Origin of the sequence: Bacillus pumilus, assembly GCF_038738535.1 — a bacterium.
Lineage (GTDB): Bacteria > Bacillota > Bacilli > Bacillales > Bacillaceae > Bacillus.
On record NZ_CP046128.1, the window covers coordinates 860,222 to 874,088 of the forward strand.

General features: G+C 44.0%; 10 protein-coding genes, 16 tRNA genes and 2 rRNA genes. 21 read left to right on the plus strand and 7 right to left on the minus strand.

All coding sequences use genetic code 11. The annotated features are described in order from the left end of the window. Positions 1 to 18: 18 nt before the first annotated feature. The 19 genes from GKC25_RS04085 to GKC25_RS04175 all read left to right on the plus strand — a co-directional run bounded on the left by GKC25_RS04085 (position 19) and on the right by GKC25_RS04175 (position 5,870). A 23S ribosomal RNA gene (locus GKC25_RS04085) occupies positions 19 to 2,949 on the plus strand. Positions 2,950 to 3,058: 109 nt separating this feature from the next. Then, positions 3,059 to 3,174, plus strand: a 5S ribosomal RNA gene (gene rrf / locus GKC25_RS04090). Between the two features lie 9 nt (positions 3,175 to 3,183). Then, a tRNA-Asn gene (locus GKC25_RS04095) sits at positions 3,184 to 3,258 on the plus strand. 4 nt (positions 3,259 to 3,262) lie between these two features. Further along, positions 3,263 to 3,353, plus strand: a tRNA-Ser gene (locus GKC25_RS04100). Between the two features lie 17 nt (positions 3,354 to 3,370). Next, positions 3,371 to 3,445: transfer RNA gene (locus tag GKC25_RS04105), tRNA-Glu, on the plus strand. A gap of 31 nt (positions 3,446 to 3,476) precedes the next feature. Then, positions 3,477 to 3,552: transfer RNA gene (locus GKC25_RS04110), tRNA-Val, on the plus strand. A gap of 15 nt (positions 3,553 to 3,567) precedes the next feature. Beyond that, positions 3,568 to 3,644, plus strand: a tRNA-Met gene (locus GKC25_RS04115). Between the two features lie 4 nt (positions 3,645 to 3,648). Next, positions 3,649 to 3,725, plus strand: a tRNA-Asp gene (locus GKC25_RS04120). A gap of 18 nt (positions 3,726 to 3,743) precedes the next feature. Then, a tRNA-Phe gene (locus tag GKC25_RS04125) sits at positions 3,744 to 3,819 on the plus strand. A gap of 6 nt (positions 3,820 to 3,825) precedes the next feature. Then, positions 3,826 to 3,898 (plus strand) — tRNA-Thr (locus tag GKC25_RS04130). Positions 3,899 to 3,913: 15 nt separating this feature from the next. After that, positions 3,914 to 3,998: transfer RNA gene (locus GKC25_RS04135), tRNA-Tyr, on the plus strand. A gap of 13 nt (positions 3,999 to 4,011) precedes the next feature. Then, positions 4,012 to 4,085, plus strand: a tRNA-Trp gene (locus GKC25_RS04140). 30 nt (positions 4,086 to 4,115) lie between these two features. Continuing rightward, positions 4,116 to 4,191: transfer RNA gene (locus GKC25_RS04145), tRNA-His, on the plus strand. Positions 4,192 to 4,200: 9 nt separating this feature from the next. Next, positions 4,201 to 4,272: transfer RNA gene (locus GKC25_RS04150), tRNA-Gln, on the plus strand. Between the two features lie 7 nt (positions 4,273 to 4,279). Continuing rightward, positions 4,280 to 4,354 (plus strand) — tRNA-Gly (locus tag GKC25_RS04155). A 5-nt stretch (positions 4,355 to 4,359) separates the two neighbouring features. Next, a tRNA-Cys gene (locus GKC25_RS04160) sits at positions 4,360 to 4,430 on the plus strand. A gap of 14 nt (positions 4,431 to 4,444) precedes the next feature. Beyond that, positions 4,445 to 4,533 (plus strand) — tRNA-Leu (locus GKC25_RS04165). 37 nt (positions 4,534 to 4,570) lie between these two features. Next, positions 4,571 to 4,652 (plus strand) — tRNA-Leu (locus GKC25_RS04170). 513 nt (positions 4,653 to 5,165) lie between these two features. Beyond that, positions 5,166 to 5,870 carry a hypothetical protein gene (locus GKC25_RS04175; protein WP_095284937.1) on the plus strand — a complete coding sequence of 235 codons (705 nt, stop codon included), beginning with the start codon at positions 5,166 to 5,168 and terminating at the stop codon, positions 5,868 to 5,870. A 34-nt stretch (positions 5,871 to 5,904) separates the two neighbouring features. Here the strand turns inward: GKC25_RS04175 and GKC25_RS04180 are convergent, their stop codons facing one another. The 6 genes from GKC25_RS04180 to GKC25_RS04205 form a co-directional block, all read right to left on the minus strand. Next, positions 5,905 to 6,450: a histidine phosphatase family protein gene (locus GKC25_RS04180; protein WP_095284938.1), complete on the minus strand. Its 546-nt coding sequence runs from the start codon at positions 6,448 to 6,450 to the stop codon at positions 5,905 to 5,907. 68 nt (positions 6,451 to 6,518) lie between these two features. After that, entirely contained in the window at positions 6,519 to 6,710 is a 192-nt protein-coding gene (locus GKC25_RS04185; RefSeq protein ID WP_034663839.1) for a hypothetical protein, read from the minus strand. Positions 6,711 to 6,838: 128 nt separating this feature from the next. Then, entirely contained in the window at positions 6,839 to 7,108 is a 270-nt protein-coding gene (locus tag GKC25_RS04190; RefSeq protein ID WP_034663836.1) for a hypothetical protein, read from the minus strand. A gap of 66 nt (positions 7,109 to 7,174) precedes the next feature. Beyond that, on the minus strand, positions 7,175 to 7,549 hold the full coding sequence (locus tag GKC25_RS04195) for a YwqG family protein (RefSeq protein WP_262417118.1): 375 nt from the start codon (positions 7,547 to 7,549) through the stop codon (positions 7,175 to 7,177). A gap of 21 nt (positions 7,550 to 7,570) precedes the next feature. Further along, the gene (locus tag GKC25_RS04200; protein WP_223249868.1) at positions 7,571 to 7,864 is read right to left on the minus strand and encodes a hypothetical protein; all 294 of its coding nucleotides are present in this window, start codon (positions 7,862 to 7,864) and stop codon (positions 7,571 to 7,573) included. 17 nt (positions 7,865 to 7,881) lie between these two features. Beyond that, positions 7,882 to 8,685 (minus strand): DUF2262 domain-containing protein, encoded by an 804-nt coding sequence (locus GKC25_RS04205; RefSeq protein ID WP_187704415.1) that lies wholly within the window; start codon positions 8,683 to 8,685, stop codon positions 7,882 to 7,884. 537 nt (positions 8,686 to 9,222) lie between these two features. Between GKC25_RS04205 and GKC25_RS04210 the strand changes: the two genes are divergently transcribed. Together GKC25_RS04210 and lepB are read left to right on the plus strand one after the other, a co-directional pair. Next, entirely contained in the window at positions 9,223 to 11,163 is a 1,941-nt protein-coding gene (locus GKC25_RS04210; RefSeq protein ID WP_034663829.1) for an LTA synthase family protein, read from the plus strand. A 155-nt stretch (positions 11,164 to 11,318) separates the two neighbouring features. Then, a complete protein-coding gene (gene lepB, locus GKC25_RS04215; protein ID WP_034663827.1) occupies positions 11,319 to 11,885 on the plus strand; it encodes a signal peptidase I in 567 nt (188 codons plus the stop codon). A gap of 237 nt (positions 11,886 to 12,122) precedes the next feature. On the opposite strand, the gene GKC25_RS04220 is transcribed toward lepB, so the two are convergent. Continuing rightward, positions 12,123 to 13,418, minus strand: coding sequence for a homocysteine synthase (locus tag GKC25_RS04220; protein ID WP_187704416.1), 1,296 nt, complete (start codon positions 13,416 to 13,418; stop codon positions 12,123 to 12,125). Between the last annotated feature and the right edge of the window lie 449 nt (positions 13,419 to 13,867).

The window sequence follows — 13,867 nt, forward strand, 5'->3', positions numbered from 1 at the left end:
CTTTCTAAAGTAAGAAATGGTTAAGTTAGAAAGGGCGCACGGTGGATGCCTTGGCACTAGGAGCCGATGAAGGACGGGACGAACACCGATATGCTTCGGGGAGCTGTAAGCAAGCTTTGATCCGGAGATTTCCGAATGGGGAAACCCACTGCTCGTAATGGAGTAGTATCCATACTTGAATACATAGAGTATGAGAAGGCATACCCGGGGAACTGAAACATCTAAGTACCCGGAGGAAGAGAAAGCAAATGCGATTCCCTGAGTAGCGGCGAGCGAAACGGGAACAGCCCAAACCAAGAGGCTTGCCTCTTGGGGTTGTAGGACACTCTATACGGAGTTACAAAGGAACGATATAAGCGAAGAGGTCTGGAAAGGCCCGCCAAAGAAGGTAACAGCCCTGTAACTGAAATGTTGTTCTCTCCAGAGTGGATCCTGAGTACGGCGGAACACGTGAAATTCCGTCGGAATCCGGGAGGACCATCTCCCAAGGCTAAATACTCCCTAGTGACCGATAGTGAACCAGTACCGTGAGGGAAAGGTGAAAAGCACCCCGGAAGGGGAGTGAAATAGATCCTGAAACCGTGTGCCTACAAGTAGTCAGAGCCCGTTAATGGGTGATGGCGTGCCTTTTGTAGAATGAACCGGCGAGTTACGATCCCGTGCAAGGTTAAGCAGAAGATGCGGAGCCGCAGCGAAAGCGAGTCTGAATAGGGCGCATGAGTACGTGGTCGTAGACCCGAAACCAGGTGATCTACCCATGTCCAGGGTGAAGTTCAGGTAACACTGAATGGAGGCCCGAACCCACGCACGTTGAAAAGTGCGGGGATGAGGTGTGGGTAGGGGTGAAATGCCAATCGAACCTGGAGATAGCTGGTTCTCTCCGAAATAGCTTTAGGGCTAGCCTCAAGGTAAGAGTCTCGGAGGTAGAGCACTGATTGGACTAGGGGCCCCTACCGGGTTACCGAATTCAGTCAAACTCCGAATGCCGATGACTTATCCTTGGGAGTCAGACTGCGAGTGATAAGATCCGTAGTCGAAAGGGAAACAGCCCAGACCGCCAGCTAAGGTCCCAAAGTATACGTTAAGTGGAAAAGGATGTGGAGTTGCTTAGACAACCAGGATGTTGGCTTAGAAGCAGCCACCATTTAAAGAGTGCGTAATAGCTCACTGGTCGAGTGACTCTGCGCCGAAAATGTACCGGGGCTAAACGTATCACCGAAGCTGCGGACTGTTCTGACGAACAGTGGTAGGAGAGCGTTCTAAGTGCTGTGAAGTCAGACCGGAAGGACTGGTGGAGCGCTTAGAAGTGAGAATGCCGGTATGAGTAGCGAAAGACGGGTGAGAATCCCGTCCACCGAATGCCTAAGGTTTCCTGAGGAAGGCTCGTCCGCTCAGGGTTAGTCGGGACCTAAGCCGAGGCCGAAAGGCGTAGGCGATGGACAACAGGTTGATATTCCTGTACCACCTCCTCACCATTTGAGCAATGGGGGGACGCAGGAGGATAGGGTAAGCGCGGTATTGGATATCCGCGTCCAAGCAGTTAGGCTGGGAAATAGGCAAATCCGTTTCCCGTAAAGGCTGAGCTGTGATGGCGAGCGAAATTTAGTAGCGAAGTTCCTGATTCCACACTGCCAAGAAAAGCCTCTAGCGAGGTGAGAGGTGCCCGTACCGCAAACCGACACAGGTAGGCGAGGAGAGAATCCTAAGGTGATCGAGAGAACTCTCGTTAAGGAACTCGGCAAAATGACCCCGTAACTTCGGGAGAAGGGGTGCTTCTTAGGGTGTTAAAGCCCCGAGAAGCCGCAGTGAATAGGCCCAGGCGACTGTTTAGCAAAAACACAGGTCTCTGCGAAGCCGTAAGGCGAAGTATAGGGGCTGACGCCTGCCCGGTGCTGGAAGGTTAAGAGGAGCGCTTAGCGTAAGCGAAGGTGCGAATTGAAGCCCCAGTAAACGGCGGCCGTAACTATAACGGTCCTAAGGTAGCGAAATTCCTTGTCGGGTAAGTTCCGACCCGCACGAAAGGCGCAACGATCTGGGCACTGTCTCAACGAGAGACTCGGTGAAATTATAGTACCTGTGAAGATGCAGGTTACCCGCGACAGGACGGAAAGACCCCGTGGAGCTTTACTGCAGCCTGATATTGAATGTTGGTACAGCTTGTACAGGATAGGTAGGAGCCTTGGAAACCGGAGCGCTAGCTTCGGTGGAGGCATCGGTGGGATACTACCCTGGCTGTATTGACCTTCTAACCCGCTGCCCTTATCGGGCAGGGAGACAGTGTCAGGTGGGCAGTTTGACTGGGGCGGTCGCCTCCTAAAATGTAACGGAGGCGCCCAAAGGTTCCCTCAGAATGGTTGGAAATCATTCGCAGAGTGTAAAGGCACAAGGGAGCTTGACTGCGAGACCTACAAGTCGAGCAGGGACGAAAGTCGGGCTTAGTGATCCGGTGGTTCCGCATGGAAGGGCCATCGCTCAACGGATAAAAGCTACCCCGGGGATAACAGGCTTATCTCCCCCAAGAGTCCACATCGACGGGGAGGTTTGGCACCTCGATGTCGGCTCATCGCATCCTGGGGCTGTAGTCGGTCCCAAGGGTTGGGCTGTTCGCCCATTAAAGCGGTACGCGAGCTGGGTTCAGAACGTCGTGAGACAGTTCGGTCCCTATCCGTCGCGGGCGCAGGAAATTTGAGAGGAGCTGTCCTTAGTACGAGAGGACCGGGATGGACGCACCGCTGGTGTACCAGTTGTTCTGCCAAGGGCATCGCTGGGTAGCTATGTGCGGACGGGATAAGTGCTGAAAGCATCTAAGCATGAAGCCCCCCTCAAGATGAGATTTCCCATTCCGCAAGGAAGTAAGATCCCTGAAAGATGATCAGGTTGATAGGTCTGAGGTGGAAGCGTGGTGACACGTGGAGCTGACAGATACTAATAGATCGAGGACTTAACCTATATTCTAATGTGAAGCATGAACATTGTTATCTAGTTTTGAGAGAACATTTTTAAAATATCTCTTGATTTATTTTCAATACATAGTATAATATCTTTTGTCACTAAATTGTCTGGTGATGATGGCGAAGAGGTCACACCCGTTCCCATGCCGAACACGGAAGTTAAGCTCTTCAGCGCCGATGGTAGTTGGGGGTCTCCCCCTGTGAGAGTAGGACATCGCCAGGCTTTCTTCATTCCGCAGTAGCTCAGTGGTAGAGCTATCGGCTGTTAACCGATCGGTCGTAGGTTCGAATCCTACCTGCGGAGCCAATTTGGAGAGCTGTCCGAGTGGCCGAAGGAGCACGATTGGAAATCGTGTAGGCGGTAACCCCGTCTCAAGGGTTCGAATCCCTTGCTCTCCGCCACAATTTACATAATAAAGGGCCCGTTGGTCAAGCGGTTAAGACACCGCCCTTTCACGGCGGTAACACGGGTTCGAATCCCGTACGGGTCACCATTTTATAGAATATACACCAGTATTTTTATTCGGAGGATTAGCTCAGCTGGGAGAGCATCTGCCTTACAAGCAGAGGGTCGGCGGTTCGAGCCCGTCATCCTCCACCATATCTTTTATATCGTCGCGGGGTGGAGCAGTTCGGTAGCTCGTCGGGCTCATAACCCGAAGGTCGCAGGTTCAAATCCTGCCCCCGCAACCAAAATGGTCCGGTAGTTCAGTTGGTTAGAATGCCTGCCTGTCACGCAGGAGGTCGCGGGTTCGAGTCCCGTCCGGACCGCCATTTTTAAAAAGAATACTTGGCTCGGTAGCTCAGTTGGTAGAGCAACGGACTGAAAATCCGTGTGTCGGCGGTTCGATTCCGTCCCGAGCCACCACTATTTGCCGGTGTAGCTCAATTGGTAGAGCAACTGACTTGTAATCAGTAGGTTGGGGGTTCAAGTCCTCTTGCCGGCACTGTTTTTCAAATGTGGAGGGGTAGCGAAGTGGCTAAACGCGGCGGACTGTAAATCCGCTCCCTCCGGGTTCGGCGGTTCGAATCCGCCCCCCTCCACCATTTTTGTTTTCATAGGGGCATAGTTTAAAGGTAGAACAGAGGTCTCCAAAACCTCCGGTGTGGGTTCGATTCCTACTGCCCCTGCCAATTTTCTTAATATGATTCATAACATCTATGGCGGTTGTGGCGAAGTGGTTAACGCACCAGATTGTGGCTCTGGCACTCGTGGGTTCGATTCCCATCAATCGCCCCATTTTATTATTGGGCTATAGCCAAGCGGTAAGGCAACGGACTTTGACTCCGTCATGCGTTGGTTCGAATCCAGCTAGCCCAGTTGATTTGCGGAAGTAGTTCAGTGGTAGAACACCACCTTGCCAAGGTGGGGGTCGCGGGTTCGAATCCCGTCTTCCGCTCCAATAATGGCGGCATAGCCAAGTGGTAAGGCAGAGGTCTGCAAAACCTTTATCCCCGGTTCAAATCCGGGTGTCGCCTTTTTTGAAAAGACTGCCGGGGTGGTGGAATTGGCAGACACACAGGACTTAAAATCCTGCGGTAGGTGACTACCGTGCCGGTTCAAGTCCGGCCCTCGGCACCATTGTTTTTAAATATAAGTTGCGCTCTTTAATGATCATGCCGGTGTGGCGGAATTGGCAGACGCGCACGACTCAAAATCGTGTTCCTCACGGAGTGCCGGTTCGACCCCGGCCACCGGTATCTATTAAAAGTTTCATGATCGGTTTTTACCGTCAACCTAACGTTTCACCACAATGGTGAAACGTTTTTTTGTGGTTAAAACGAGTTATTTAGATGAAAATATAAACTTATTAGAAAATTTTGCAACAGCAGTTAGGCGTTATACCACTCTTATCAAGCAGATCGTGTAGCTGCCTCCCTTGAAATAAGAAGGACCAATAGAATATGCTAAATGCTGAAGGAAATGAATTCGCCTAGGATTATCTCGATTTTGAACATGGCTTGTGTTTAGATGACTACGGGGAGACATTCTCAGCAGCTGAAAGCGTGTATCATGTTGAAGATCGTTGGGAGAACTACGATAAAATCAAAGAAGTGATTCAAAAGCGTTATATAGATTGGGTGAATCAACGTTAAGGAATCTAGTTTTGTTTCAATAAATAAGAGCTTCTCATCTTTGTACTGTTTCATGTGGACGTTACAATTGGCTATAGGAGATAAATAGAATGAATTTAGAGGGGCGGAGTTGTTATCTTGCAAACGAAGACGATATTACAGACCATCATTGAAGACGAGGGATCACGAGATTATCCGCTTTTTAGACAGTACTGTGAGAGAAAAGAGCAAGGTCTGCGTAAAGATGCGCTTAAAGTTCTTCAGTCCTTTATTGCGGAGATGAAGGAGAACGAGGTTGAAGCAAAGCGTGTATTTGTTGCTTGGCTGTTTGAGTGGATTGAACGGTTTGAGGATGGTCATCATTTGCTTGTGTTTCCATTGGTAAATGAGGTGATTCAGCCCGTTCTGCAAGAGTGGGAGAATTTTGATCCAATGGATGTAAGACCATATCGCTGGCAAGGCTTGTTCGTGCATCAGGGAGAAGGGCTGCCTTACTTATTGAAGGCACTAGAGCTTGGAGGCAGCAAGGAGCAGCGTGTGATAGTTCAAATTTGTGAAACCTATCTATCGGCCTTATGGTATTCGTTTCATCATATACATGAAGATCTTTATTTAAGCACCTATGAGAAAGATCAAGAGCGAATTCAGGGCATTGAAGATGTCATGACACTGATTGAAGATAAGAGGATTCGTACCAATGTTGAAAAACATTCGGTCTACTATAACCAGCTTTTATCGGATTGGAAGGAATTTCAGCAGACGGAGACAAGAGGCTTTATGAAATGGTGTGCGGAGCGTAGGAAGCCCTATGAGTGGGTAGAGGCATTTTATTATCATCAATAGATGAGGAAACGGCAGAATTCATTCTGCCGTTTTTTTACTTATGCCATATTCGCTCTATTTCTACATGATCTGGTCTAAAATATTGCAGAACATAGACATCTGGATTGCTTAGCTGCTCCCACTCCTTGATTCCAATCGTGGGATCGGCGTGTTTTAGAAGCAGGCTCATAATATTGCCATGTGTGGCGAATAAGGTATGATCTTTTCCTAATTTTATTTGTTCATAGAGTGCCTCTACAATACGGTTCATCGCTTCTTGGCTCGATTCTCCGCCTTCACAGGTCATATGTAAGTCCGAAAAACTGAGCTTTAGTTTCTCATACCAATCGTCCATTGGTTTGCTGCTTAACACACGTTCAGAAAGACGCTGATCAATTTGTACCTCGAGCTGTTTCACATGAGCAAGGGGCTCAGTGGTTTGGATCGTTCGTTTATAAGGACTTGAGATGATCTGATTGAGGTGGATACCGGAAAAGAACTGTGCTAGTTCGTGAGATTGTGCGATGCCTTGAGGCGTTAAAGACGCATCCTCGGATTGTCCATTTGCTTGGCAATGTCTGACGATATAATATGTTTTCATGGGGCACACCTCTCATCGAGTATAAAAAAATCATCCAGGATTGGATGAGGATTCATGAAGGTCTAGGTTCATTTGTTCGGATCTGTTTCTTTATAGGGATCTGTTAGCTTCGAGGTTAGGTCTAAGTTGAACAAAAAATCGTCTACGGTGTCTGTGCCAAAGGGAAGTGTGGAGAAGTTGATTGGGATGCTGTCTTCTTGCTTTTCTGAAGTGACCTGCTGTTTAGGCTGCTTTTTTCTCCAGTACTTAAACAAGCGCATGTAAAGCCCCCTTTTCTATGAAAAAGATGGATTTATACATAATATACGGGGAGAGTTGTCCAGGCGTCAAATGTTTTCTTAGAGAACGATGAAAAGAGCCACAGGAAAGTGCAGCTCTTTTTGTACATTTACATAGCACGACGTAATGCTTTCAGCACTTTACGTTCGCATTTTAAGTTATATCGCTTGTGATGGAGTTTATCCGTGTTACATCTGCCAATGACTTGTCTGACATCTGGATGATAAATGATGAGATTCCTGAAAGTTGGATCATTCAATAACGTGTGAAACCAGCTGAATTTTTTGAGATGTGCTGCATTTCTAGAGATATCCTCTTCATCTACCTGTAGAAAAGGGATATACACAGCAAGTGAAAAGATATCGAAAATGAATCCCATGTTGGTTTCCTCCTTCCATATTTTTTCCTACGCTTAGAAGAAGGAAAGGTTTCATTCAATAAACCTTTAAAAACAATCCCAGTGCATCAACCATTCTTTTTTGTCTTTGTCGTAATAGAAATACATCGTGCCGTTATCACCAATCATAAACCGAGGTTTTTCTTCTGGGGCGATTTGCAGCATGAATTCTCCTGGTTGATGACGGGGTGGGGATTGAATATATGCGCCATATCCATCGATTTTTGTGAATGAATAATTTGTGTATTGCTTAAAGAAGTGTTCTGTCGCTTCCTCACTTTCATTTACTTCTGATAAATCAACATATGACCACGCTTTTTCCCAGCAAGGGAAGTCCTTTTGCTCACTTTCATTCCATTGAATTTGAAACGGTTTGAGTCCTCTCACTTCTTCTGGAGTCTCAACTACTTCGAATCCTTCCATAGTTGCGTATTCAATAAGCTTTCAGCCTTCGCCGTTTTTGGTGATATCAATCGGAAGTGCTTTCTGATTAAGAAAGATTTGAATCATCTTACATTCATTGCATCCGTTCATTCCTCCTGGCACTTCAGGTAAATAAATTTGTAAGATCGGAATCATGACACCATCTTGATCTGCTGGCCAGCCTTGATCGGGGTGGATGAAGAAATGACTGGCAAACCAGCTGTGTGCTGCTGGATCAGGACGAAAACCGCCAATCTTAGCCACGATGGGTGTTTTTCCTAGTTGTTCTAATTCGTGAAAAGCCTTTATCTCCATTACTTATCCCTCAATCTTTAGCCAGCAATGTGGGCATCTTGAAACGTGCCATTGATATTGCCTGAGACAATGATGACATGTCCCCAAAATAAATCACCGTCATGACAGTACACTTCAAACTCTCCATCTGGGTAAGCATGAAGGCTTTCGAGAGAGATGCGGCTCATAAATTGATCCAGTGTGAGCTCTTCTTGTTTTTCAGCGGAGTCATCTTGTGCCTGCCAGTCTTTAGCTAGTTCAATCAGTTGATTTGCTGCAAATGATTTAATGGAAGAGTTCCATGTGGTCTGCTCTTCCATGAGTTGTCTAGCGGTTCGAAGAGAGTCGTTTACTTTTTCATCTTCTTCGAGGTTGAAGTAGAGCAGGCAATCTTGATTGCTCCATTGGATCGTTGTTTCAAATAAGTCTAGTCCTTTCACTAATTCAAAGGTGCCCAGCATGCCATCATGGTAAAAGACAGGTTTTTGAGCTTCTTCTAGTATCTCTTGAAGCTCTTGATCCTGTGTATCTGTATCGATGAGTGATACAAGCATGAACTCACCTTCACCTTTTCGGACCTGAAGTGTCACGATTGATTCTTTATGTAATTGTGCCTGCTTTTCCCGCAAGCCCTCTTCATCTGTTAACCAGCAGAGCCTTATGTTTTCGGTTGTGATGAGGTCTTTTTCCTTCCATGCAATCAGTGGAATAGAAGCGGTCCAAAGAGATTCCTGTCCAGTTTTTCCTGCGCCTACTCCTGAAGGTCCTGTGACAGCAATGATGTGATCTATTTCTTCTGAAAATCTTTCTTTAAATGCGCTTATTTGTTTGTTATTCTTCATGTGATGTCCTCCAGCCTGCTTTTTGAAAATCTATATCTTTATCACACCGCACATCAGGAGGAGAAATCAAGCTTTTTTTTGCTTAAAACTTTTTTAGATTGACAGAGGGAGAGAAAATACATGGATTGCTGGAGGGTGAGTCACAATAAAAAACAAATGGATTATGTATTGAATTTTGTATAAATTTAGGTGAAAGAGTCGAAAGGCCTAGGTGATTCTTCCTTTTCTTTATAATTACTTTGACACGAATAGATGAAAAAAGTAAAGTAGTACTGAGTGATTTACAAACCTTTCTTCATCCACTAAAACATGAAGTGTGTGTAAATGAAGTGTAAATGGATATTTTTCCTTTTATTTACTCGTATTTTTTTTTGAAACCTTTGAAGCTTCTCATACGTTATATTAAAGGAGCACATATATCCGGCGGAAAAAAGAGCATCGGAATGCTTGGTGAAGAAGATTTACATTTGCAAAATCAATGTAAATTTTTTATGATTTCATTTATATCAGAACGATAACTAAGAAAGAAGAGGTTTTATGAAAAAAATATTTGCGAACAAATATAGCTTTTTTGTATTGGCTGTCCTTTTATTTTGGGCGAAATCGTACGCTGCCTACAAAATGGACTTTAATTTAGGAGTGAAAGGTTCTTTTCAAGAGGGGCTTCTCTTATTAAATCCATTTAGTTCAGCCATTGTGTTTTTGGGACTGGCTCTCTTTTTGAAGGGTCGTAAATCTGCCATTGTTTTAATTGTTATTGACTTTATTATGACCGCACTTTTATATGCGAATGTAGCGTACTACCGTTTCTTTGATGACTTTTTGACTTTCTCCACAATGAAGCAAGCAGGCAATCTTGGAGGAGGCATGACTGGCGGTGTATTATCTAGTATTAAGCCGCATGACCTTTTGTATTTCCTTGATATCATTATCTTGATTGCGATTGTGATTTGGAGACCAGAAGTGAAGAAATTCCAAATGAAAAAGACATTTGCACTGCTGATTGTGGCTGCAGGTGTAGGACTGTTTTTTGTAAATCTTCATTTAGCTGAAAAGGACCGTCCAGAATTATTAACAAGAACATTTGATCACAAGTATGTTGTCAAATACTTAGGTGTTTATAATTATACGATTTATGACGGAGTACAATCAGCACAAAATGCAACACAGGTAGCAAATGCGAGCAGTGAAGATTTAACGGATGTTGTAAACTATACGGCTTCTCACTATGCGAAGCCAAACGCAGAGTATTTTGGTAAAGCAAAAGGGAAAAACATCATTAAAATCCATTTAGAAAGCTTCCAGTCTTTCTTAATTGACTACAAACTAAATGGAGAAGAAGTGACGCCGTTTTTAAACAAACTAGCTCATGGTAAAGAGGATTTTACGTATTTCGACAACTTCTTCCATCAGACAGGTCAAGGAAAGACAGCTGATGCTGAGCTAATGATGGATAATAGTATGTTCGGCTTGCCAGAGGGAGCAGCGTTTGTGACAAAAGGTGAAAATACTTACCAATCACTCCCTGCCATCCTAGATCAAAAAGCAGGCTATACGAGCGCAGTGCTTCACGGGGACTATAAATCTTTCTGGAACCGTGACACGATTTATAAGCATATGGGATATGATCAATTCTTCGATGCTTCATATTACAACATGGATGAAGAAAATCTTGTGAATATGGGTCTGAAGGATAAACCATTCTTCAAAGAATCAATCCCGATGCTAGAATCAATGAAAAAGCCATTTTATGCACATTTAATGACATTGACTAATCACTATCCATTTAATTTAGATGAAAAAGATGCGACAATTGCTAAGGCAACAACTGGTGACAAAACAGTAGATAACTACTTCCAAACAGCAAGATATCTAGATGAGTCATTAGAGCAATTCTTTAAAGACTTGAAAAAATCAGGTATGTATAAAGACTCGGTAATTTTATTATATGGTGATCACAACGGTATTTCTGAAAACCATAACCGTGCAATGAGCGAAATTCAAGGGAAAGAAATTACACCTTATCAAAATGCACAAAACCAGCGTGTACCACTCATGATTCGTATTCCTGGCAAACAGGGCGGCGTGAACCATACGTATGGTGGTGAAGTAGACGTGATGCCTACGCTTCTTCACTTACAAGGTATTGATTCAAATGAGTATGTGAATTTTGGAACAGATCTATTCTCTAAGAAGCATGATCAAACTGTTGCATTCCGTAACGGAAACTATGTGACACCAAAATATACACTCGTAGATAACACTGTCTACGATACAAAAACAGGTAAAGTTGTGAAACAAAATAAAAAGACAGAGGCGATTAAAGCCCGTGTCGATAATCAGTTAAGCCTTTCAGATAAAGTGCTTTATAGGGATCTTCTTCGATTCCATAAGCTGTCTGACTTTAAACCAGTGAATCCATCTGATTATTTCTATGGTAAATCAAAAGAAAAAGAAGAGGATTCTTCTGCTAAGTAACTGAGTTTTGGGCAAGCACAGAAGGGTGCTTGCCTTTTTCTCTCTCACCGCTTGATTTGTTGGCAAAATATGTTTATATTTAGGGTGATACAAGCGTGATGCTGGCGTGCAGCTGGCGGAACTCATTTCGTCCTAGGGGATTTCAGGAGGAGCTTATGACAACAAATACAAAAACACAAAAAAAGAAATCAGAATTATGGGGCTGGTTCAAAGCCATCTTAATCGCATTCATTGCTGTTTTTATCATTCGTAACTTTTTATTCGCACCGTATATTGTAAAAGGAACCTCTATGGATCCAACACTGCATAATACAGAGCGGGTTTTTGTGAATAAAACGGTTGATTACTTCGGCGATTACAAACGGGGACAGATCATTGTTCTTGATGGGGAAGATCGCAGCACTCATTATGTAAAACGATTAATTGGTTTACCCGGTGATAAAATTGAAATGAAAAATGACCAGCTATATGTCAATGGACAAAAAGTGGCGGAGCCTTACTTAGCGTCAAACAAAAAGAAAGCAGCCGCAGATGGGACCTTGCTGACACCTGATTTTGGTCCTCTTACCGTTCCAAAAGGAAAGTATTTTGTCATGGGTGACAATCGTCAAAACTCAATGGACAGCCGTAATGGCTTAGGTCTTTTTACAAAGAGTGATATTCAAGGAACCACTTCATTTGTGTTTTACCCTTTCCAAGACATTCGACTACTCAATGATTAATGACTCATAAAAAAAAGCACACAGAGGTGTGCTTCAGATTGTTGACAAAGGGCTAAAATGAACTTTATTTTAGCCCTTTGTCTTTATTCAGCGTGATAGAAAGCCTTTGAAGTCTAGGAAGAACGAGCATCGAAGCGGAGCGCATTAAATATTCGTGAGCACCGGAGCGCAGGACTGACAAAGAATGCGAAGGTTTGTCTACACGCTGAAAGCACACAGAGGTGTGCTTTTTCTATTTCATTCAGCATGGCTTTTTGTGATCGCCTGTTCAAGATCTGCAAGGATGTCTTCAATCGCTTCTGTTCCAACAGATAAACGAATGAGTTCTGGTGTGACGCCTGTCGCTTTTTGTTCTGCTTCACTTAATTGTTGATGCGTTGTGCTGGCAGGATGAATAATCAGTGATTTAGAATCGCCCACATTTGCGAGGTGTGAGAAAAGCTTAACGGAATCAATGAGCTTTTTACCAGCACCTCGTCCACCTTTAATACCGAATGTGAGAATGGCGCCTTGTCCTTTTGGCAAATAGGTTTGAGCAAGCTCATAAGATTCATGGCTTTCAAGACCTGGGTAGCTTACCCAATCTACAAGAGGGTGATCTTGTAAAAATTGCGCTGTTTTTAACGCATTTTCACTATGACGCTCGAGACGCAAATGTAAAGTTTCTAGGCCTTGCAGAAGTAAAAATGAGTTAAATGGAGACAGGGCAGCCCCTAAATCCCGCAAGAGCTGTACACGTGCTTTTGTGATATAAGCGGCTTCTCCAATTGCTTCGGTATACGTCAGACCGTGATAACTTGGATCTGGTTCAGTCAGCCCTTTGAACTTATCACTGTCTGCCCAAGGAAACTGGCCGCTATCGACAATGACACCGCCGATTGATGTACCATGACCGCCAATGAATTTCGTAGCGGAATGGACGACAATGTCTGCACCAAACTCGATCGGTCTTAATAAATAGGGGCTTGCGAGCGTATTGTCCACAATAAGCGGAATATGGTGCTTGTGTGCAATGGCCGAGACGGCTTCAATATGTAGAATGTCGCCTTTAGGATTCCCAATGCTTTCTGCATACACTGCCTTCGTTTTGTCTGTAATCGCTGCTTCGAGTTCTTCCAAGTTGGATGAATCAACAAATTTCACTGTAATGCCGAGCTTTTTGAGTGTATGGGCAAATAAATTGTACGTGCCTCCATAAAGGCTGCTGGAGGATACAATTTCGTCACCAGCTCCTGCAATGTTTAAAATAGAATAAGTTGTCGCTGCTTGTCCAGAAGAGACAGCAAGTGCACCAATGCCGCCCTCAAGCTCAGCGATCCGTTTTTCAAAGACGTCATTTGTAGGGTTCATAATGCGAGAATAAATATTTCCGGGTTCCTGCAGTCCAAATAAATTCGCCGCATGCTCACTATCTCTAAAACCGAAAGAGCTTGTTTGGTAAATAGGCACGGCTCTTGAATAGGTTGCTGAATCAAGCTCCTGACCTGCGTGAATGGCTTTTGTTTCTAAACGGAATGGACGTTCTTCTGACATGTGTGTATCCTCCTTTTGTTAGATAAAACCAACTACTTTGATAAGAAATATTTAATAAGACTATAAATCTTGTTTCATGCTTGGTCAATCATTTTTTAGATAAATCTGAAAAAATAATCAATAAAGTTGATGGACTTTTTTATTTCAATTGGAAGGGTGTATATGTTGGTGAAAAGAGAGATTGTTTCATTAGAGAGTGCGGATCAGTTTTTTTAGAAAGCAGCAAATCATTCAAGTGTTGTTTGAAAAGATCATGCTCGCCATCGTTTTAGATGAATTCTATAAGCGATTAATCTAATTTGAAGCACAAAGAATGCCAGCTGGTGGAATCATGGGGAAAGCCTATGCTGTAGGTTGCTTTTTCATAGAAAGGAGCGTGTCATATGTTGGATGTTACTCAAGAAGGCAAGGGCTTTTTTCCCAATGATCTCTCTTGTATATACATATTT

Excerpts from the sequence above, each read along its gene's own strand:
- GKC25_RS04180 (WP_095284938.1), bottom strand. The coding sequence starts at position 6,450 with ATGAAAACATATTATATCGTCAGACATTGCCAAGCAAATGGACAATCC.
- GKC25_RS04185 (WP_034663839.1), bottom strand. The coding sequence starts at position 6,710 with ATGCGCTTGTTTAAGTACTGGAGAAAAAAGCAGCCTAAACAGCAGGTC.
- GKC25_RS04190 (WP_034663836.1), bottom strand. The coding sequence starts at position 7,108 with ATGGGATTCATTTTCGATATCTTTTCACTTGCTGTGTATATCCCTTTT.
- GKC25_RS04195 (WP_262417118.1), bottom strand. The coding sequence starts at position 7,549 with ATGGAAGGATTCGAAGTAGTTGAGACTCCAGAAGAAGTGAGAGGACTC.
- GKC25_RS04200 (WP_223249868.1), bottom strand. The coding sequence starts at position 7,864 with ATGGAGATAAAGGCTTTTCACGAATTAGAACAACTAGGAAAAACACCC.
- GKC25_RS04205 (WP_187704415.1), bottom strand. The coding sequence starts at position 8,685 with ATGAAGAATAACAAACAAATAAGCGCATTTAAAGAAAGATTTTCAGAA.
- GKC25_RS04210 (WP_034663829.1), top strand. The coding sequence starts at position 9,223 with ATGAAAAAAATATTTGCGAACAAATATAGCTTTTTTGTATTGGCTGTC.
- lepB (WP_034663827.1), top strand. The coding sequence starts at position 11,319 with ATGACAACAAATACAAAAACACAAAAAAAGAAATCAGAATTATGGGGC.
- GKC25_RS04220 (WP_187704416.1), bottom strand. The coding sequence starts at position 13,418 with ATGTCAGAAGAACGTCCATTCCGTTTAGAAACAAAAGCCATTCACGCA.